Annotated in this window: 23 protein-coding genes; 22 read left to right on the top strand and 1 reads right to left on the bottom strand. The window is 26.7% G+C overall.

Going from position 1 to position 21325, the window contains the following annotated elements; all coding sequences use genetic code 11:
* Positions 1 to 11 precede the first annotated feature (11 nt).
* The 22 genes from GM111_RS04660 (at position 12) to GM111_RS04555 (ending at position 20361) form a co-directional block, all read left to right on the top strand.
* Positions 12 to 1301 (top strand): hemolysin family protein, encoded by a 1290-nt coding sequence (locus GM111_RS04660; RefSeq protein WP_156299709.1) that lies wholly within the window; start codon positions 12 to 14, stop codon positions 1299 to 1301.
* 11 nt (positions 1302 to 1312) lie between these two features.
* On the top strand, positions 1313 to 2533 hold the full coding sequence (locus GM111_RS04655) for an acetate/propionate family kinase (protein ID WP_156299708.1): 1221 nt from the start codon (positions 1313 to 1315) through the stop codon (positions 2531 to 2533).
* Positions 2534 to 2536: 3 nt separating this feature from the next.
* Complete coding sequence (locus GM111_RS04650; protein ID WP_156299707.1) at positions 2537 to 3349, top strand: Cof-type HAD-IIB family hydrolase; 813 nt, start codon at positions 2537 to 2539, stop codon at positions 3347 to 3349.
* A 76-nt stretch (positions 3350 to 3425) separates the two neighbouring features.
* On the top strand, positions 3426 to 4184 hold the full coding sequence (tpiA, locus tag GM111_RS04645) for a triose-phosphate isomerase (RefSeq protein ID WP_156299706.1): 759 nt from the start codon (positions 3426 to 3428) through the stop codon (positions 4182 to 4184).
* 13 nt (positions 4185 to 4197) lie between these two features.
* Positions 4198 to 4398, top strand: a complete 201-nt coding sequence (locus tag GM111_RS04640; protein ID WP_012858813.1) for a preprotein translocase subunit SecG — start codon at positions 4198 to 4200, stop codon at positions 4396 to 4398.
* A 95-nt stretch (positions 4399 to 4493) separates the two neighbouring features.
* The gene (locus GM111_RS04635; protein ID WP_156299705.1) at positions 4494 to 4775 is read left to right on the top strand and encodes an HU family DNA-binding protein; all 282 of its coding nucleotides are present in this window, start codon (positions 4494 to 4496) and stop codon (positions 4773 to 4775) included.
* 153 nt (positions 4776 to 4928) lie between these two features.
* The gene (locus GM111_RS04630; protein ID WP_197034486.1) at positions 4929 to 7391 is read left to right on the top strand and encodes a glycogen/starch/alpha-glucan phosphorylase; all 2463 of its coding nucleotides are present in this window, start codon (positions 4929 to 4931) and stop codon (positions 7389 to 7391) included.
* Between the two features lie 181 nt (positions 7392 to 7572).
* Positions 7573 to 7998 (top strand): division/cell wall cluster transcriptional repressor MraZ, encoded by a 426-nt coding sequence (mraZ, locus tag GM111_RS04625; protein WP_156299703.1) that lies wholly within the window; start codon positions 7573 to 7575, stop codon positions 7996 to 7998.
* A 16-nt stretch (positions 7999 to 8014) separates the two neighbouring features.
* Positions 8015 to 8944, top strand: coding sequence for a 16S rRNA (cytosine(1402)-N(4))-methyltransferase RsmH (gene rsmH / locus GM111_RS04620; protein WP_156299702.1), 930 nt, complete (start codon positions 8015 to 8017; stop codon positions 8942 to 8944).
* Positions 8944 to 9279, top strand: coding sequence for a hypothetical protein (locus GM111_RS04615; RefSeq protein ID WP_156299701.1), 336 nt, complete (start codon positions 8944 to 8946; stop codon positions 9277 to 9279). The genes rsmH and GM111_RS04615 overlap by 1 nt, the downstream gene beginning before the upstream one ends.
* A gap of 86 nt (positions 9280 to 9365) precedes the next feature.
* A complete protein-coding gene (locus tag GM111_RS04610; protein ID WP_156299700.1) occupies positions 9366 to 10121 on the top strand; it encodes an exodeoxyribonuclease III in 756 nt (251 codons plus the stop codon).
* A 137-nt stretch (positions 10122 to 10258) separates the two neighbouring features.
* Entirely contained in the window at positions 10259 to 11017 is a 759-nt protein-coding gene (locus GM111_RS04605; RefSeq protein ID WP_156299699.1) for a formate/nitrite transporter family protein, read from the top strand.
* Positions 11018 to 11028: 11 nt separating this feature from the next.
* Positions 11029 to 12339: a tRNA (N6-isopentenyl adenosine(37)-C2)-methylthiotransferase MiaB gene (gene miaB / locus GM111_RS04600; protein WP_156299698.1), complete on the top strand. Its 1311-nt coding sequence runs from the start codon at positions 11029 to 11031 to the stop codon at positions 12337 to 12339.
* 258 nt (positions 12340 to 12597) lie between these two features.
* A complete protein-coding gene (locus GM111_RS04595) occupies positions 12598 to 13851 on the top strand; it encodes a glucose-1-phosphate adenylyltransferase (RefSeq protein WP_156299697.1) in 1254 nt (417 codons plus the stop codon).
* Between the two features lie 14 nt (positions 13852 to 13865).
* Positions 13866 to 15257, top strand: coding sequence for a glycogen synthase (locus GM111_RS04590; RefSeq protein WP_156299696.1), 1392 nt, complete (start codon positions 13866 to 13868; stop codon positions 15255 to 15257).
* A 48-nt stretch (positions 15258 to 15305) separates the two neighbouring features.
* Entirely contained in the window at positions 15306 to 15995 is a 690-nt protein-coding gene (locus tag GM111_RS04585) for a YjjG family noncanonical pyrimidine nucleotidase (protein ID WP_156299695.1), read from the top strand.
* A 44-nt stretch (positions 15996 to 16039) separates the two neighbouring features.
* Complete coding sequence (locus GM111_RS04580) at positions 16040 to 16270, top strand: acyl carrier protein (RefSeq protein ID WP_156299694.1); 231 nt, start codon at positions 16040 to 16042, stop codon at positions 16268 to 16270.
* 1 nt (position 16271) lies between these two features.
* Positions 16272 to 16973, top strand: coding sequence for a ribonuclease III (rnc, locus tag GM111_RS04575; protein ID WP_156299693.1), 702 nt, complete (start codon positions 16272 to 16274; stop codon positions 16971 to 16973).
* Complete coding sequence (coaD, locus tag GM111_RS04570) at positions 16974 to 17480, top strand: pantetheine-phosphate adenylyltransferase (protein WP_156299692.1); 507 nt, start codon at positions 16974 to 16976, stop codon at positions 17478 to 17480. It begins immediately after the preceding gene.
* Entirely contained in the window at positions 17470 to 18816 is a 1347-nt protein-coding gene (radA, locus tag GM111_RS04565) for a DNA repair protein RadA (protein WP_156299691.1), read from the top strand. Before coaD ends, radA begins: the two co-directional genes overlap by 11 nt.
* A 6-nt stretch (positions 18817 to 18822) precedes the next feature.
* Positions 18823 to 19875 carry a DNA integrity scanning diadenylate cyclase DisA gene (gene disA / locus GM111_RS04560; RefSeq protein ID WP_156299690.1) on the top strand — a complete coding sequence of 351 codons (1053 nt, stop codon included), beginning with the start codon at positions 18823 to 18825 and terminating at the stop codon, positions 19873 to 19875.
* 21 nt (positions 19876 to 19896) lie between these two features.
* A complete protein-coding gene (locus tag GM111_RS04555; protein ID WP_156299689.1) occupies positions 19897 to 20361 on the top strand; it encodes an HIT family protein in 465 nt (154 codons plus the stop codon).
* Positions 20362 to 20398: 37 nt separating this feature from the next.
* Here the strand turns inward: GM111_RS04555 and GM111_RS04550 are convergent, their stop codons facing one another.
* Positions 20399 to 21115 (bottom strand): YebC/PmpR family DNA-binding transcriptional regulator, encoded by a 717-nt coding sequence (locus GM111_RS04550; protein WP_156299688.1) that lies wholly within the window; start codon positions 21113 to 21115, stop codon positions 20399 to 20401.
* Between the last annotated feature and the right edge of the window lie 210 nt (positions 21116 to 21325).

Genomic DNA, 21325 nt, shown 5'->3' with positions numbered 1-21325 from the left:
GAGTGAATCACATGAATACAGGATCGTCCATATTACCCCAGATTTTATTAATAATAGTCTTAATATTAATAAATGCATTTTTTTCTGGAAGTGAAATGGCAATAGTCTCTATTAATAAGAATAAATTGAAAATATTAATAGATGAAGGAAATGAAAAAGCAATTAAATTAGAAAAATTAATGGAAGAACCAGCAAATTTATTATCAACAATACAAATTGGTATTACTTTAGCAGGATTTTTAGCATCTGCATCAGCTGCGATTTCTTTATCAAATTTTTTAGCAGGATTTTTAAGTAAATTTTCATTTCAATATTATCAACAGGTATCAGTTGTATTAGTAACATTGTTACTTTCATATCTATCATTAGTTTTTGGTGAATTAATACCTAAAAGGCTAGCTCTTTTAAACCCTGAAAAGATAGCTTTAACTAATATAGGTATAATATTGTTTGTATATAAGTTATTTATTCCATTTATAAAAATATTATCTTTTTCAACTAATATATTTTTAAGAATTTTCAAAATTAATGAAAACAATAATTTAGAAATGGTTAGTAAACAAGAAATAAAAATGATGGTAAATGACAGTGATATAAAAGATACAGAAAGAGCAATGATAGAAAAAATTATTGATTTTGAAGATAAAGTTGCAAGAGAAGTTATGATACCAAGAACTTCAATGTTTGCAATTGATATAGATTCAAATATACAAGAGATGTTTTCTTATGAAGATATAATAAGGTTTTCAAGAATTCCAGTATATAAAGAAGATTTAGACAATATTGTAGGAATACTACATACTAAAAGTTTATTAAAGAAAGCATATGAAATTGGATTCGAAAACATAGAATTAAAGGACATACTTCAAGAAGCATATTTTGTACCTGAAACAAAAAAAATACAATCTCTATTTATTGAAATGAAAAGTTTGAAAAAACATATTGCAATATTAATTGATGAGTATGGTGGGGTATCAGGAATAGTAACACTAGAAGATCTTCTTGAAGAAATCGTAGGAAATATTAATGATGAATATGATTTAGAGCATGAGGATATTCAAAAAATAGGACAAAATAAATATATGATTAGTTCATCGATTAGTTTAAATGATTTTAATGATTATTTTAACTTTAACATTGAATCTAACCATTATGATTCATTAAATGGAATATTAATTGAAAAATTAGGATTTATACCTATGGATAATAAAATAAAAGATATTATGTTTGATGGATTTAAAATAAAAATATTAAAAGTGAATAATAAGAGAATTGAGAAGGTAATTTTAGAAATTTTATAAGAGGTGAAGTTATGAAAATATTAGTGTTAAATAGTGGTAGTTCATCTTTAAAGTTTTCTGTAATTGATACTGCCAGTGAAGAAGTAATGATTAAAGGATTATGTGAAAGAATTGGAATTGAGAATTCAAGATTTAGTATCAAAAATTTTGTTAGAAATAAAAAAATTGACAAAGTTCCTGAACCATTTCCAAATCATAAAAGAGCTTTAGAATTTGTTTTAAATGTTTTAGTAGATAATGAATTTGGAGTATTTGAAGATGTAAGTCAAATACAAGCAATTGGACACAGGGTAGTACATGGTGGAGAAGAATTTACAGAACCATTATTAATCAATGATAAGAATATAATTTCGTTAGAAAAAATTTCGTCTTTAGCTCCTTTACACAATCCTGCAAATGTTATGGGGATAAAAGTAATGAGAGAATTATTGCCTAATACTCCTAATGTAGCAGTATTTGATACTGCATTTCATTCTAGCATGGCTGCAAAAGCATACATGTATGCAATTCCTTATGAAGAATATGAAAAATTAAAAATAAGAAAATACGGGTTCCATGGAACAAGTCATAAATATGTTTGTAAGGTTGCAGAAAAATTATTATTAGAAAAAGGAATAAATAAACCTTATGGTGGATATAAAATTATTAGTTGTCATTTGGGTAATGGTGCTTCAATTACAGCAATAAAAGATGGTAAGGTTTTAGATACTTCTATGGGATTTACACCACTTGCTGGACTTGTAATGGGTACACGTTGTGGTGACATTGACCCTTCAATTGTATTACATATAATGCAAGAATATCATTTATCTATTGAAGAAATGAGTCAAAAACTTAATAAGAGATCTGGGGTTTTAGGAGTATATGGTAAGAGCTCAGATAATAGAGAATTGACAGAAGCAATGTTGAGTGGTGATGAGAGAGCCAAGCTTGCTTTTGATATGATGGCATATAGTATACAAAAATTTATTGGTGCATATTACATTTTATTACAAGGTGTCGATGCAATTATTTTCACAGGTGGAATAGGTGAAAATTCAAGTGAAACAAGACAAAAAGTATGTGAAAATTTAGAATTTATGAATATAAAACTTGATTATGAAAAAAATAAAGTAAGGAAATCTGGAGATATAGATTTAAGTATGGAAGATTCTAAAACTAGCATATTTAAGATAGAAACAAATGAAGAATTAATGATTTCAATTGAAACAGTTAATTTATTGAAAGGATAGTGAATGAAATACAAATTAATTGCTACTGATATGGATGGAACACTTTTAAATGGTGAACATAAAATATCAGAAATAAATAAAGAATATATTTTAAAAGCACAGAAAAATGGACATATATTTGTTCTAGCAAGTGGAAGACCAACTTTTGCAATGCAAGATTTTGCTAAAGAATTAGAAATGGATAAATTTGGAGGATATATTGTTTCTTTTAATGGTGGTGAAATAATTGATTGTAAAACTGGTGAAAGAATATATACTTTAGGTGTTGAAAAACAAGATGCAATAGAAATTTATTATTATGCTAAAGAGAATGGATTATATTTTTTAACATATAATGATAATAAAATTTTAGTAAGTGAAATAAATGAATTTACAAAAGTAGAAGCAGAAATAACTCTAGGTGAAATAGAAAGAATAGAAAATATTGAAGAAATAGATTTTAGTAAAGTTACAAAATGTATGTTGCTTGGAGATCCAAAGATATTAATAGAGCATGAAGCAAAATTAAAACAAAGTAAATTTGCAGAAAAGCTATTTTTTGCAAGATCATTCCCAATATTTTTAGAGGTTGTTAATAACAAAGTAGATAAAGGAAAAACTTTACATAAATTATTAGAAATATTAAATATTGATAAAGAAAGTACTATATCTGCAGGGGATAGTTACAATGACATTCCGTTACTTGAAGCTAGTGCATTTAAAGTTGCTCCTAGTAATGCTAAACCAGAACTTAAAGAAATGGTTGATTATGTAGGTGTGAGTAATGAAGAAGGAATACTAGCAGATTTAATAGAAAAATTTGTATTAAATAAGTAAATATGCTACTTAGACTATTTACAAGTCCCGTAAAATATGATAATATTATGTATAGAATAAAAACTGGAGGAAAAAAATGAGAAAAATTATCGTTGCTGGAAACTGGAAAATGAATAAAACAAGAACAGAAACTGAAAAATTCTTTAAAGAATTATTACCATTAGTTGAAGGTAAAACAGTTGAAATGGTTATAGCAGCTCCATTTACAAGTTTAGAAACTGCTATAAGAGAAACAAAAGGATCAAACATTAAAATTGCAGCTCAAAATATGAACCCTAAAGAAAGTGGAGCATATACAGGAGAAATTTCACCTTTAATGTTAAAAGATTTAGGTGTTGAGTATGTATTAGTAGGTCATTCAGAAAGAAGAGAATACTATAAAGAATGTAATAAATTTATAAATGAAAAAGTTTGTTCAGCTATAGATCATGGATTAAAACCAATTTTATGTTTTGGAGAAACTTTAGAACAAAGAGAAGCAAACATAACTGAAAAAGTTGTTGAAGAGCAATTAAGAGAAGGTTTAAAAGGTGTTTGTGAAAAAGGAATTTTAAATGTAGTATTAGCTTATGAGCCAGTTTGGGCAATTGGAACAGGTAAAACTGCTACTTCTGAACAAGCACAAGAAGTACATGCTTTTATTAGAGATTTATTAACTGATATGTATGGTGCAGAAATTGCTGCAGAAATTACAGTACAATATGGTGGATCAATGAAACCTGAAAATGCATTTGAATTAATGTCTCAAAAAGATATTGATGGTGGATTAATAGGTGGAGCAGCATTAGAACCTGCAAGTTTTGCTAAACTTGTAGAAGCTGGGTCTCAAATATAAGGAGGATTAAATAATGAAAACATTATTAGTAATCTTATTAGTTGTATTAGCAATAATATTAATTGGTGTAATATTAATTCAACCTGACAGAAGTCGTGGAATTGCTAAAACAGCAAATGTATTAGATCAAGAGAAAGAAGGAATAGAAAAATTTACAGAATATGTTGCTTTTTTATTCTTATTTGTTGCGATTTTATACAATATAATTAGATAAATATGATAAAAACATAGATTTTTACTAGTTAAAACTTGACAAAGCAAAAAAAAAGTGTATAATAATATTGATTATAAAATAAGGAGGAAGTGTTTATGTCAAAAAAAGGATTTGTTGAAGAATATGCACAATTAACAGGAGAAACTAAAAAAAGATCAGAAGAGTTAGTTAATGCTTTCTTAGAAACAGTTGAAAAATTAGTAGTTAAAGGTGAAGATGTTCAATTCGTTGGATGGGGATCATTCAAAGTTCAAGAAAGAAAAGAAAGAGAAGGAATCAACCCTAAAACTCAAAAAGAAATAAAAATACCTGCTAAAAAAGTATTAAAATTCAAAGTTGGGAAAAAATTTGCTGAAAAAGTTTCAAAAGCAAAATAATGATATATAAAACTACATCTTAGGATGTAGTTTTTTTATAATAATTTTTTACATATATGATATTAGTTTCATGAAATTTATGCAAACGGTTTAATTGTTGACAAATCAAGCTAAATAGTATAAAATATAATAAGATTATAATTGGAGGAAATTATGGATAAAAAGATATTAAAAGATAAAATTTTGCTATCTTTAAGAAGACAATATAGTAAAACTTTAGAAGATGCAAAAGAATATGAAATATATTATGCTGTTGCAAGAGCAACTATGGATGAAATAACTGAACATTGGTATAATACAAAGAAAACAAGACAACAAGATCAAGTTAAACAAATGTATTATCTATCAGCTGAATTCTTAATGGGAAGATATATGAGTAATAACTTAATTAACTTAAGATATAATGAAGTTATGAAAGAAGTATTAGAAGAATTAGGTGTAGATATTAATAAACTTGAAGATTATGAAATGGACGCTGGATTAGGTAATGGAGGTTTAGGAAGATTAGCAGCATGTTTCTTAGATTCATTAGCAACTTTAGGATTACCTGGTCATGGATATGGATTAAGATATAAATATGGAATGTTTGAACAAAAAATTGAAAATGGATTCCAAGTTGAATATCCAGATGATTGGCAACAATATGGAACACCTTGGTCAGTTAAAAGAATTGATAGAGTGTTTGAAGTTAAATTTGGTGGAGATATTGAAATACATAGAGATGAAGTTGGAAAAGAATATTTCAAGAGAGTTAATACAGAAAATGTTTTAGCTGTTGCATATGATGTTCCAGTTATTGGATATGGAAACAATGTTATAAACACATTAAGATTATGGGAAGCTAGATCACCGGAAGGATTTGACTTAAAATTATTTAACTCACAAAATTATATTTTAGCATCAGAAAAAGAAGTAAGAGCTAAAGATATTTCAAGAGTATTATATCCAAATGATACAGAAAGAGAAGGAAAAATTTTAAGACTTAAACAACAATTCTTCTTTACATCAGCATCATTACAAGATATTATAAGAAGACATAAATCAACATTTGGAAACAACTTTGCAATTTTACCTGAAAAAGTTGCTATTCAATTAAATGATACTCACCCAGTTGTTGCAATACCTGAATTAATGAGAATATTACTTGACCAAGAAAAATTAAGTTGGGATGAAGCATGGGAAATTTCTACAAAAGTATTTGCATATACTAACCATACTATTTTATCAGAAGCTTTAGAAAAATGGGAAATTAATATATTTAGACCATTATTACCAAGAATCTATCAAATTATAGAAGAAATTAATAGAAGATTCTTAATCGAACTTTCAGAAAAAGTAAATGGTGATTATAATAAGATTAAGAGAATGAGTATAATTGGTGATGATAAAGTTAAAATGGCATGGTTAGCTATTGTTGGTTCACATGCAGTTAATGGAGTTGCAGAATTACATACAGAAATCTTAAAAAATCAAGAATTAAAAGATTGGTATGAATTATATCCAGAAAAATTCCAAAATAAAACAAATGGAGTTACACAAAGAAGATGGTTACTAAATGCTAACCCAGAATTAGCTTCATTAATTACAGAATTAATTGGAGATAAATGGATAGTTGAATTAACTGAACTTAAGAAATTAGAAGCATATTTAGATGATGAAAATGTATTAAATAGATTAGCTGATATTAAGAAAGATAACAAAATAAAACTAGCTAAATATATAAAAGATACAACTGGTGTTGAAGTAGATGTGAATTCAATATTTGATATTCAAGTTAAGAGATTACATGAATATAAACGTCAATTATTAAATATCCTACATATAATGGACTTATATAATAAATTAAAAGAAAATCCATTATTAGATGTAACACCACGTACATTCATTTTTGGAGCAAAAGCTGCACCTGGATATAGAAGAGCAAAAGGAATAATTAAATTAATTAACACTGTTGCTGAAGTTATTAATAATGATACAAGTATTAATAACAAAATTAAAGTTGTATTCTTAGAAAACTATAGAGTATCACTTGCAGAAAAAATATTCCCAGCAGCAGATATTTCAGAACAAATATCAACAGCAGGTAAAGAAGCATCAGGAACAGGAAATATGAAGTTTATGTTAAACGGTGCTTTAACTTTAGGGACTTTAGATGGAGCTAACGTAGAAATAGTTGAAGAAGTTGGAACTGAAAATGCATATATCTTCGGATTACAAGCTGATGAAGTTGCAAGACTTGAAGAATATGGAAAATATGACCCAAGAGTAGATTATGAAACAGTAGAAGGTTTAAAGAAAGTTTTAGAACAATTAGTTGATGGAACATATGATGATTCACATACAGGAATATTTAGAGAATTATATAATTCATTATTAAATGGAGTAGAAGGAAATAGACCTGATGTGTACTTTGTATTAAAAGACTTTGCTGATTACAGAAAAGCACAAGAAAAAATTAGTAAAGATTATAAAGATCAAAAAACTTGGTTAAGAAAATCATTAATAAATATTGCTAATGGAGGAAAATTTAGTTCAGATAGAACTATTCAAGACTATGCAGACAATATTTGGAACATAAAACCATGTTTAACTAGAAATTACATAACTGAAAAATAGTAAAAATATTTTAAATGAGTTACTTAAAATTAAGTAACTCATTTTTTTATGAAAAAATCAAAAAAAATCTAGTAAAATCATTGACTTTTAACAATTTATATGGTATAAATTAGTGAAAGGTGGAAGAAAGTGGTTGAAAGTGGTTGAAAGTGGTAGATTTTTTGGAAAAGGAGGTGTATGTATGTTTATAGGTGAATATAGTTGTAGCGTAGATACTAAAGGTCGTTTGATGCTTCCAGCAAAATTTAGAGAAATGCTTAATGGTGAAAATTTCTTTATAACAAAAGGTGTTAATGGACAAATAGATTTATATAACCTTGAAAACTGGAAAGAAGTTGTAGAAAAACTATCAAAAGTAAAACAAACAGATGAAAAAGCTACTAAATTTAAAAGATTTATTATAGGATCTGCACAAGAAATTGAACTTGATTCACAAGGAAGACTTACAGTTACATCTACTTTAAAAAAATATGCAGAGCTTTCAAAAAAAGCCACAGTAATTGGAATGGGTAACAAAATTGAAATATGGGATAGTGAAAAACTTGATACATATAGAGATGATGAAGATATAAACGAAATAATGGGAGAAATAGATATAGACTTCTAAGAAAGGACGGTTGAAAATGGAATATCATTTACCGGTACTATACAGTGAAGTTTTAGAAAATATCATAGAAAATAGGGATTTAATATATATGGATTGCACACTTGGTGGAGGAGGACATAGTGAAGGTATCTTATCAAATTCTACTGATAATTCAAAGCTTATTGCTATAGACCAAGATGAAAATGCAATCAAATTTGCAAGTGAAAGATTAAAAAAATTTGGAAATAAAGTAAGTATATTTAAAAATAATTTTGAAAATTTAGATGTTGTTGCATATTTAGCAGGATATGATAAAGTTGATAGAATATTAATGGATATAGGGGTTTCTTCAAAACAATTGGATGATGATAAAAGAGGATTTTCTTATAGAAGAGAAGCCAAACTAGATATGCGTATGGATGAAAGTCAAGAAATAAGTGCATATGAAGTAATAAATGATTTTAAAGAAGAAGAGATTGCAGATATTTTATATAAGTATGGTGAAGAACCAAAATCAAGGAAAATCGCTAAATACATAGTTGAATATAGAAAGAATAAAAAAATTGAAACAACAATTGAGCTTGCTGATATAGTAATAAAAGCTATTGGAAAAAGTATGAAAAAGCATCCTGCAAAAAGAACTTTTCAAGCAATTAGAATTTATGTAAATAGAGAACTTGAAGTACTTGAAAAAGCCTTAGATAAATCAATAGAATTATTGAACCCAGGTGGGAGATTATTAGTAATTACTTTCCATTCATTGGAAGATAGAATTGTAAAAGAAAAATTTAGAAATTATGAAAATCCATGCACATGTCCATTTGATTTGCCAATTTGTAAATGTGGTAATAGACCAAAAGGTAAAGTATTAACAAGAAAACCAATTGTATCAAAAGAAGAAGAATTAGAGCAAAATAATAGAGCACACTCAGCAAAACTTAGAGTGTTTATAAAAGGAGAAGAGTAATGAGAAAAGAAAGAGTATTAAGAAGAAAAAAAGGATTAATAGATGTAAGAAAAGTTAGAAAATTAAGAGCAAATTTAGAGAAAGTAGCTTTCTTTAAATTAAGTTTATTTTTATTACCTTTAGCAGTAGTTGCAATGATAAGCATTGTTACAGAATTTAAATTAACAAATATAGCACGTGAAAATTATGCAAACATAAAAGGTATAGAAAGAGTAGAAAAAGAAATAGATTCAATGAAATCAGAATTAATAGCAATATCAAATATTATAAATATACAAAATGAAAGTAAAAATTTAGGATTTGTATATAATGAAAATGTAAAATATATAAAATAATTGCTTATATTAAAGCAATTATTTTTTTATTTGTATTATTTTGATAAATAAAGTATAATGGTAGATATTATTTAAAGAGGTGAAAAATGAAAAAATATATATCTTGGAATGTAAATGGATTAAGAGCTTGCATAAAAAAGGGCTTTTTAGATTATTTTAATGATCAAAAGCCAAATATTATTGGTCTACAAGAAATAAAAATGAGTGAAGGACAATTAGATTTAGAGTTACCGGGTTATTATACATATTATAATTATGCTGAAAAAAAAGGTTATTCAGGAACTGCTATTTTTACTGATATAGAGCCTATTTCTGTTACTTATGGGATTGGAATTGAAGAACATGATAAAGAGGGAAGAGTAATAACAGCAGAATTTGAAGATTATTATTTTATTACAGTTTATACACCTAATTCTAAAAATGAACTTGAAAGATTAGACTATAGAATGATTTGGGAAGATGAATTTAGAAAATATCTTAAAAATTTAGAAAAAAATAAGCCTGTAATTGTATGTGGTGATTTAAATGTTGCTCATAAAGAAATTGATTTAAAAAATCCTAAAACAAATACAAGAAGTGCTGGATTTACTATAGAGGAAAGAAATAAATTTACTGAACTTGTTGAAAGTGGATTTATAGATACATTTAGATATTTTTATCCAGATAAAATTCATGCATATTCTTGGTGGTCGTATAGAGGTAATGCAAGAAAGAATAATACAGGATGGAGAATAGATTATTTTTGTGTTTCTGATAGTTTAAAAGATAGATTAGTTGATGCTGAAATACATTCAGAAATTGAAGGTTCAGATCATTGTCCGGTGGTACTATATATTAAATAACAAAAATCATCAATGTATTCATTGATGATTTTATTTTATACTGTTTACATTTTTATTGAATTTTAAATCAATTTGTGATATATTTATTTTGTAAAAAAAAGAAAGGAGAATATGATTAGATTCATATTATCAAAGTTATGTTAAAAACACAAAAAGAGTTAATTGATTATGTTGTACATGCGACAGAAAAAAGAATGAAAAAACCATTTGTAAAACTTGCATTACTTTCAATTCTAGGAGGTATGTTTATTGCTTTTGGTTCAGTTGGAAATATTATTACAGTAGCTAATTTAATTGACACAAATGCTGGTATTGCAAAATTTTTTGGGGCATCAGTATTCCCAGTTGGATTAATAGGAATAGTGTTATTAGGTTTAGAATTATTTACAAGTAATTGTATGATGACTTTAGGTTATGCAGAAGGTAAAATAAGTTTAATTAAAATGTTAAAAATATTATCAATAGTTTGGATATTTAACTTAGTAGGATCTCTATTTATAGCATATATATCATATAGAACACACACATTAAGTGATGCTGGTGTAACTTTTCTTTCACATCTTGCTGAACATAAAGTTCATACATCTGCATTTGATTTAGTATTAAAAGGGATTTTATGTAATGTATTAGTTTGTGGGGCTAGTTTACTAGGGTATATATCAAATGATGGAATATCTAAAATATTTGGAATTTGGTTTCCAATAATGTTATTTATAATACTTGGATATGATCACGTTGTAGCAAATATGCTATATTTACCTTTAGCATTAATGTATAGTGCAGAAGGTGTAACATTATTAAATGTAATGTATAACTTTTTATTTGTAACAATAGGAAACTTTATAGGTGGAGGATTAGTAATTGGTCTTACACTATGGTATTGTCATAAAGATTAGGAGTTGAATTTATGAAGAAAGCAACAGTAATTACTTATGGTTGTCAAATGAATGTAAATGAAAGTGCAAAAATTAAAAAAATATTTCAAAATATGGGATATGAAGTAGTTGATGAAATAGATGATTGTGATGCAGTATTTTTAAATACTTGTACTGTAAGAGAAGGGGCGGCAACACAAATATATGGAAAATTAGGTGAAGTAATAGAATTAAAAAGAAAAAAAGGTACTATAATTGGAATTACAGGTTGTTTTGCTCAAGAAGCTGGATTTGAACTTATAAAAAAATTCCCAATGATTGATATTGTAATGGGAAATCAAAATATAGGGCGTATTCCTGATGCTATAGAAAAAATTTTAAATCACGAAAGTCAACATGAAGTATATACAGATAATGAAGATGAATTACCTCCAAGACTTGATGCTGATTTTGGTAGTGATAAAACAGCTTCGATTTCAATTAGCTATGGATGTGACAAACGTTGTAGTTTTTGCATAGTTCCATATGTAAGAGGAAAAGAGAGATCTGTGCCGATGGAAGACATATTACTAGATGTAAAACATTATTTAAAAAAAGGTGCAAAAGAAATAGTACTTTTAGGACAAAATGTAAATGCATATGGGAAGAAATTCAAAAATGGAGATACATTTGCAAAATTATTAGATGAAATATGTAAGATTGAAGGAGATTATATAGTAAGATTTACTTCTCCTCATCCAAGAGATTTTACAGATGATGTAATTGATGTTATTGCTAAAAATGAAAAAATTGCTAGATGTATTCATATGCCTTTACAATCAGGATCTACAAATATCTTAAAAAAGATGATAAGAGGGTATACAAAAGAACAATTTATAGAACTTGCGTCTAAAATTAAAGATAGAATACCTGGAGCTTCTTTAACAACTGATATAATAGTTGGATTTCCAGGAGAAACTGATGAAGACTTCCAAGATACTTTAGATGTAGTAGAAAAAGTTGGTTTTGAAAATGCATTTATATTTATGTATTCAATAAGAAGAGGTACCAGAGCAGCTACAATGGAAGGACAAGTATCTGAAGAAGTAAAAAAAGAAAGATTATTAAAATTGAACAACCTACAAGATAGATGTGCATATAAGGAAAGTATAAAATATTTAGATAAAGTTGTAAGAGTTTTAGTAGAAGGGCCAAGCAAAAAGAATAAAGATATGTTAACAGGAAGAACATCAACTAATAAAGTTGTCTTATTTAAAGGTGAAGATAAACTTTATACAGGACGTTTTGTAAATGTAAAAATAAATGAATGCAAAACATGGACTTTGTACGGTGAAATTATATAAAATAAGTGTTTATGAGGGTTTGAAAATACAAAATATTGTGTTTCTATCCCCTCATTTTTTATTATTTCATTTAATTTAATCTAATTTACATTTAAATGGCTAATTAATGGAAGAAAAAAATAAAGAGTTTTTTAGAACTTTATATGGAGAAATAGTTTAAGAAAAATGCTTAAACTATTTTTATTTTACTAATTGACTTTTAATAAAAAAAGGTTATAATTTAGTATATATATATAACTCGTAAAGGATGTGAAAATTATGGAAGTATTGGCAATGATTTTAGCTGGTGGCCGTGGTTCTAGGTTAGATATTCTTTCAGAAGAAAGAGTTAAACCAAGTGTTCCTTTTGCTGGTAAATTTAGAATAATAGATTTTACATTAAGTAATTGTTCTAATTCAGGTATTTATGATGTTGCATTGTTAACTCAGTATTTACCTTTATCATTAAATGAACATATTGGATCAGGTAAACCATGGGATTTCGATAGAAGAGACTCAAGCATTACATTATTACAACCACATGAAAGTTTAAGAGGGCAATCTTGGTATCAAGGTACTGCAGATGCTATAAGACAAAATTTAGCTTTTATTAAAAGTAAAGCTCCTAAATATGTATTAATTCTATCTGGAGATCACATTTATAAAATGAACTATGCTTGGATGTTAGAAGAGCATAAAAGAAATAATGCAGAATTAACAATAGCTGCTATTAATGTACCGTATGATGAAGCATCAAGATTTGGAATCTTTGAAGTAGATGAAAATCGTAAGATTTTAAGTTTTGAGGAAAAACCAGAACATCCTAAGAGTAATTTTGCTTCTATGGGTATTTATATATTTAATACAGAAACTTTAATTAAATATATTGAAGAAAGTGATATCCCTGATTTAGATTTTGGTAAACATATAATTCCAAAATTAATAGAAGATCAAAGAGGAGTATTTGTACATTATTATGATTCATATTGGATGGATGTAGGAACTTATGACTCATATCTAGAAGCAAACTTAGATTTAATAAAAAAATCTGAAGAAGTTGGAATAAACTTATATGATTCAAAATGGAAAATATATACAAGAAGTGAAGACATGGCTCCAGTAAGAATCGGGGTTACAGGTAGTGTTTTAAATTCATTAATTTGTAATGGATGTAAGATTGAAGGTAGAGTAGAAAATTCAGTTTTAGGACCTGGAGTTACTATAAGAAAAGGTGCTACAGTTAGAAACAGTATCATTTTTTCAAACACATATATAGATGAAAATACACATCTAGATACAGTTATATTAGATAAAAATGTATATGTTGGAAAAAATTCATTAATAGGTCATGGAGATGATTATAAACCAAATATGGAAAAACCAGATTTATTATTTAAAGGTATAAGTGTAATTGGAAAAGGAGCTAAACTTGGAAATAGCACTATAGTTGAAAGAAATGTTAGAATTTTTTCAAAAGTTGAATTATTAAATGAAGGAAACTATATACATAGTGGAGAAACAATTAAGAAATAATGAATAGGAGTAATATGAAAATTGTATATGTTGCATCAGAAGTCTACCCGTTTTTTAAAACGGGTGGACTTGCAGATGTTTTGCAGGCATTACCAAAAAAAATGGGAGAATTAGGTCATAATGTTTCAGTAATTATGCCAAAATATGATAAAATTCCATTGAAATTTTTAGAAAAAATGGAATTTGTAAGTAGAACTGAAATAAATGGCGAAATATTTAATTTAGTAAAATATAATGGTGATGATAAAATAAACTACTATTTTATAGAAAATAGAAATTTTTATGAAAGAGGAAGAGTATATGGAGATTTAGATGAAGATTATCAATATACTCTGTTTTGTGAAGCAACTCTTATTTTTCTAAAAAATATAAATTTACAAGCTAATATTTTACATTGTAATGATTGGCAAACAGGTCCATTACCGTATTTTCTTAAAGAAAGATATAAACATGATCCATTTTATTGGGATATGAGAGTTGTATTTTCAATACATAACTTAATGTATCAAGGAAGATTTAATAATTATTCTTTTGATAAGTTAGGATATTATAGAAACGCTAATTTATTGAATTTTATGGAAATAGGTATTTCATATGCAGATTTAGTAAATACAGTAAGTCCAAGTTATGCAGAAGAAATTAAATATCCATATTTTGCAGAAGGTCTTGAATGGTTAACAACATATAAGAAAATATATGGAATATTAAATGGAATTGACTATGAAATATATAATCCTATGACCAATAAAAATATAATACATTTTGATGTTGAAAATGTTGAAAAAAAAATAGAAAATAAAAGAAAAGTACAAGAAATGTTTGATTTACCTAAAGATGACACTATTTTAATTACTTTAATTTCTAGATTAGTTGAAGGAAAAGGGATAGATTTAGTAACATCAAAAATAGAAGAAATATTAAAGCATGATTCAGTACAATTTGTTTTACTTGGAGCTGGTTCAAAATATTATGAAGATTATTATCAATATCTTGAATATAAATATCCAAATAAATTTAAAGCATATATAGGATATTCAGAAGAAGTTGCTGATTTACTATATGCAGGAGCCGACTTATTTTTAATGCCATCAAGATATGAACCATGTGGTCTATCTCAAATGATAGCTATGAGATATGGTACAATACCGTTGGTAAGAGAAACAGGTGGTTTAAGAGATACAGTAAAAGCATATAATGAATATAATGATGAAGGTAATGGATTCTCATTTACTAATTTTAATGCTGATGATATGTTAAATACTATTAGATATGCAGAACATATTTATTATGATAAAAAAGATGTATGGAAAAAATTAGTTAAAAGAAATATGCTAATTAATAATTCGTGGGATAAATCAGCTAAAGAATATGAAAAAATTTATGAAATAGCAAAAATGACACCATAAAAACACACTCTTGATTTCAAGAGTGTTTTTAAAGTATAAGGAGTGAAAATGTATAAAATATTATTATTTGATTTAGATAATACATTACTTGATTTTGATCAAGCTGAAGAAAATGCACTAAATGAATTTTTAAAAGAAGAAGGTATAGAAAACATAGAAGAATTCAAAGCATTCTATAAACCTGAGAATAAGAAATTATGGGAAAAATTAGAAAAGAAACTTATAACAAGAGAAGAACTTGTAAATACAAGATTTGCGATTTCATTTAAGCATTTTGGTATAGATAGAGACGGTAAAGAACTTTCAATTAAATATACAAAAAAAATTGGTAAACAGGGAGTAGAAATTGAAGGAGCAAGTGAATTTCTAGAAAAAATTAAAGATGATTACGATATTTATGCAGCTACAAATGGGATAACAGAGATACAAAATAATAGATTAAAAAATGCAAATATTACAAAGTATTTAAAAAAAGTATATATATCACAAGAACTTGGACATGGTAAACCATCAAAAGAATTTTTTGAGTATCTAGAAAAAGATTTAGGATTTGAAAAAAAAGAGGTATTGATGATAGGTGATAGTTTAAGTGCAGATATTTTAGGTGCGAATAATTATGGTATTGATTCAATATGGTTTAATAATAAAAATTCAGAAAATAACACAGGTATTGAACCAACGTATGAAGCGCATAATTTTGATGATATTTTAAACATCTTAAAATATTGTAAGAACTAAGAAAATATGCTATAATTAGGTATTAAACTTGAAAGGAAAAAAGTATGTTTGAAGAAATTAGAGAAATAATACTAGACCAATTAGATATAGAGAGTAAAGATATAACATTAGAATCAAAAATAGTTGAAGATTTTGGAGCAGATTCATTAGATTTAATTGAATTATCATCAACTATAGCAGAAAAATATGGATTTGAAGTAACAAAAGACGAGATTAAAGAAATTAAAACAGTAAATGATTTAATAAAAATTGTTGAGGAGAAAAGAGTAAAATAATATGAAAAAAATGGATTTTGAAGAGTTAATGTCCAAAATTAATTACACTTTTAAAAATAAGAAGCTTCTATTAGAAGCTCTTACTCATAGTTCATATATTAATGAACATAATTCACCAAACATTAAAGATAATGAAAGATTAGAGTTTTTAGGAGATTCTGTAATGGATTTAATCACAACAGAATATATTTATAGAAACAACACTAAAAGTACAGAAGGTGAATTATCAAAAATAAAAAGTCAAATAATCAGTGAAACAGTATTTGCAACTATTTCAAGAGACTTAAACTTAGGAAACTATATTTTCTTAAGTAATGGGGAAAATATTTCTGGAGGAAGAGAAAGAAATTCTGTGTTAGGTGATGTTTTTGAAGCAATGGTTGGAGCTATATATCTAGATTCAGATTTTCCAACTACAAGAGAAGTGGTTTTAAAATTATTGGAATCTAAGATAAACAATTTAGATAAAATTGAATGGGTTTCAGATTATAAGTCAGCTCTACAGGAAATCACACAACTAAAATATAAAGTAACACCTGTTTATACAGTTCTAAATGAAATAGGACCAGATCATGACAAAACATTTGAAGTTGAAGTAAGTGTTGAAAATAGAGTTTATGGTAAAGGTATTGCAAAAAGTAAAAAAATGGCAGAAAAGATTGCTGCAAAACAAGCTATAGAGAAATTAAATAAGGAGCAATAGATGAATACTAAAGTTATTTATCCAGGAAGTTTTGATCCAATTACTAAGGGTCACTTAGATATTATTAGAAGAAGTTCAAAATTATTTGATGAATTAATAATTGGAGTATTTATAAATTCATCAAAAAAACAATGGTTTAGTACTGATGAAAGAGTTCAATTAATAAATAAAGTACTTGAAAAAGAAAATGTAACAAATGTAAAGGTGGTACAATTTTCAGGATTACTTGTAGATTATATTAAAAACGAGAATATTGATATATTAGTTAGAGGTTTAAGAGCAGTATCTGATTATGAATATGAGTTACAAGTTACACTTACAAATGAAGCACTAACATTAAAACCGTTTGAAACTATATTTTTGACAGCTTCTAGAGAGTATCTTTATTTAAGTTCTAGTATAGTAAAAGAAATAGCATTAAATGATGGGGAATTGTCAGGATTTGTTCCAAAAGTAATAATACCTGACATAAAAGAAAAGGTAAAGAGGATAAAGAATGGCGAATAAAAAGATTAGATATGTTTGTTCAGAATGTGGAAATACTACATTAAAATGGATAGGGAAATGCCCGGTTTGTGATAGTTGGGGAACCATAGAAGAAGAATTAGAAATAAAAGTGCCTACTTTAAAACAAAATAAAGATATTGAATTAACAAATATAACTGAGATTAAATTTGAAAAAGAATTTAGAATAAAAACAAGATATTCAGAGTTTGATAGAGTTTTGGGTGGAGGATTAACACAGGGAGAAGTTGTGTTAATAACTGGAAATCCAGGGATAGGAAAATCAACATTTTTATTACAACTTTCAAATGAATATGCTCAAAATAACAAGGTTCTATATATTTCTGGAGAAGAGTCAACTAAACAGATAAAAGATAGAGCTCAAAGAATAGGGGTAAACTCTAAATCAATATTTTTATTAAGTGAAACAAATTTAGAGAATATTGAAGCAGCAATTTCAAAATCAAAACCAAAAGTAGTAATAATAGATTCAATACAAACAATTTATTCTGAAACTGTATCTTCAGTGCCTGGTTCAGTTTCTCAAATAAGAGATTGTGCTCTAAAATTAATTGAGTTAGCTAAAACAAATGATATTTCTTTCTATATAGTTGGGCATGTAACTAAGGATGGAAAACTTGCTGGCCCTAAATTATTAGAACATATGGTCGATGCAGTTTTATCATTTGAAGGTGATGAAAATAATTATTATAGAATTATAAGAAGTATTAAAAATAGATATGGTTCTACAAATGAAATATCAATATTTGATATGAAAGAAGATGGAATTGAAGAAATAAAAAACCCTTCAGAATTTTTTATTTCAGAAAGAGATGAAAAGAATGTTGGAAGTATTATTACAACTTCAATTGAAGGTTCTAGAGTTATTCTATTTGAAATTCAAACTCTAGCAATGCCATTAAAATTTGGATTACCGAAAAGAATAATTGAAGGATATGATAGAAATAGAGTAGAGATATTAATTGCAGTATTATCAAAAACTTTATCATTAGATTTAGGAATTAATGATATATATTTAAATATTCCAGGTGGTATTGAATTAAAAGATCAAGCTGCAGATTTAGCGATAGTATTATCATTAATATCTACAATTAAAAACTTTGAGATTAGTCAAAAAATTGCAGCAATTGGCGAAATTGGATTAAGAGGAGAATTAAGAAAAGTATCATTTATAAAGAAAAGAATTAAAGAATTAGAGAAACTAGGGTTTAAAGGAGTATATATTCCTAAAGCTCATCAGATGGAATTGGAAAATTTCGATACAAAACTTAAATTAAGCTATATTAATAACATTAGTGAGTTAGTGGAAAGGTTGTGATAATCTATGATAGGTAAAGATGAAGAAAAAGTATATGAACAAATATTTAAAATAGTAGCACCTGGTCAACCTTTAAGAGTTGCAATAGAAAAAATTCAAGAAGCTTCTTTAGGAGGATTAATAATTTTAGCATCGCTTGAAGACATGGAAGAATATGTTGATGGTGGATTTAGATTAGATACAACATTCACACCACAAAAAGTTTATGAGTTAGCAAAAATGGATGGTGCAGTTTTAATATCAGAAGATTTAAAAATAATACATGGTGCTAATATCCAATTACAACCTGATAAAAATATAGAAACTTCTGAAAGTGGAACTAGACATAGAACTGCAGATAGGATTGCAAAACTTACTGGAAATACTGTAATTACAATTTCTGAAAGAAGAAAAAGAATAACTGTATATAAGGGTAATTTTAAACATACACTTGAATTGATTGGTGATCTTTTAATTAAATCATCACAAGCTATAATGTCATTAGAAAAATATGCTGTTTCAGTTAACAAATATATGGAGAATTTAACTATTTCAGAATTTGAGAATACTGTATTACTTGAAGAAGTAATTGCTGGTTTAAGACATTTTTATTTAATGTTTACAATGGATAAAGAAGTAAGACAATATATTATGGAACTTGGTACAGAGGGACGTTTAGTTGAATTACAACACCATGAGATTATGGCAAATCAAAAAAATAATTTAATTAACTTTATTAAAGATTATAGTAGAAAAAATAAAAATTCAGAAAAAATGTTTACTGATTTAATGGAATTATCGAAAGATGATATTAGAGATGATATTAAGCTTGCTAAAGTTTTAGGTTATGATTTAAAACAAGATTTAATTGATGAAAATTTATTCCCAAGAGGGTATAGAATTCTAAGCACTGCAAATAAATTAACAAAGAAAGATGTTGAAAATCTAGTTGAAAACTTTAAAAATTTAGGCGATATTTTAAATGCTAATTATGATGAAATATATAGCATAAAAGGTATGGGTAAATTTAAAACAGAAAGAGTATTAAGACTTAGAGAAAGATATAGACATTTATTATAATATTTTTATTTGGAGGAAATTATGTGTTTAATTTGTGAAAGAATTGAAATGATTAAAAACAAAAATAATCCATATTTTGTAAAAGAATTAAAAACAGGTTATGTTGTCATTGGAGATAATCAACATTTTTATGGTTATACTTTATTTTTATATAAAGAACATGGAGAAATTACTGAGTTATTTCATTTAGAAAAAGAAATACAGTCTAAATTTTTAGAAGAGATGACTTTAGTTGCTAAAGCAGTTTCAATTGCTTTTGAAGCTGAAAAAATGAACTATGAATTATTAGGGAATGGCGATGCTCATGTTCATTGGCATCTTTATCCTAGAAAAGTAGGAGATTTAGGAGAATATGGACATAATGGTAAAGGACCAGTATGGTGGTATCCAATGGAAAAAATGTATAGTGATGAAAATAGACCAACTAAACAAGAATTAGAAGAAATTAAACAAAAATTATTAATAGAATTAAAAAAGTTAATTTAAAAAAACCTTTTTACTATTTAAGTAAAAAGGTTTTTTATTATTCTCCTGTATAATTGTGATGTACTTTTTGTACATCATCATTATCTTCTAGAACATCTATTAATTTATTTAATTTTTCTAAATCTTCAGGTGATAATGTTTCAACTTCTATAGAAGGAACATATGCAATATCAGATTCCACAATAGAATATCCAGCATCTTTTACAGCATTAAGTACTGCATCATAATTTTCTGTAGGAGTAGTAATATAGAAGCTATCATCATAATCTTTCATATCATCCATTCCAGCATCTAATGATACCATCATTAATTCATCTTCATCAGAAGTAGGAGTTTTTTCAATGATAATTTCTCCTTTTCTTTCAAACATGTATGATACACATCCTGGAGTTCCAAGATTTCCACCATTTTTATCAAAAGATGATTTAACGCTTGAAGCAGTTCTATTTCTATTATCTGTAAGTATTTCAACTATAATAGCAACACCACCTGGACCATAACCTTCATAGTTTAAGCTTTCAAATCCAGCTCCACCATCAGCTCCTGATCCTTTCTTAATTGCTCTCTGAATATTATCGTTTGGCATATTTATGCTTTTTGCTTTTTCAATTGCATGTTTTAATGCCACGTTGTAGTCTGGATCTGCACCTTCTCTTGCCGCTACAGTTATTAATCTAACGTATTTTGTGAATGCAGATGCTCTCTTTCTATCTTGAGCCTCTTTACGACCTGCTATAGTACCGTGTCTTCCCATTTTTGCCTCCGTATTTTATTATATTTTTGATTATATCATATATTTTTTCAAAATTAAATAAAAAATCAAAAAAAATATCATAACCTAAATTAAAATAGTAAATGTCCAAAATAAGACTTGAAAAAAATAGGATATATAGTACAATCATAAACGACTAAATTCATTGAAAGGAACTGTATACCCATGACTAATAATAACATAAATTTAGAA

The sequence above is a fragment of the Streptobacillus canis genome (assembly GCF_009733925.1).
Classification (GTDB): Bacteria; Fusobacteriota; Fusobacteriia; order Fusobacteriales; family Leptotrichiaceae; genus Streptobacillus; species Streptobacillus canis.
This window is presented reverse-complemented; position numbering and strand designations above follow the sequence as displayed.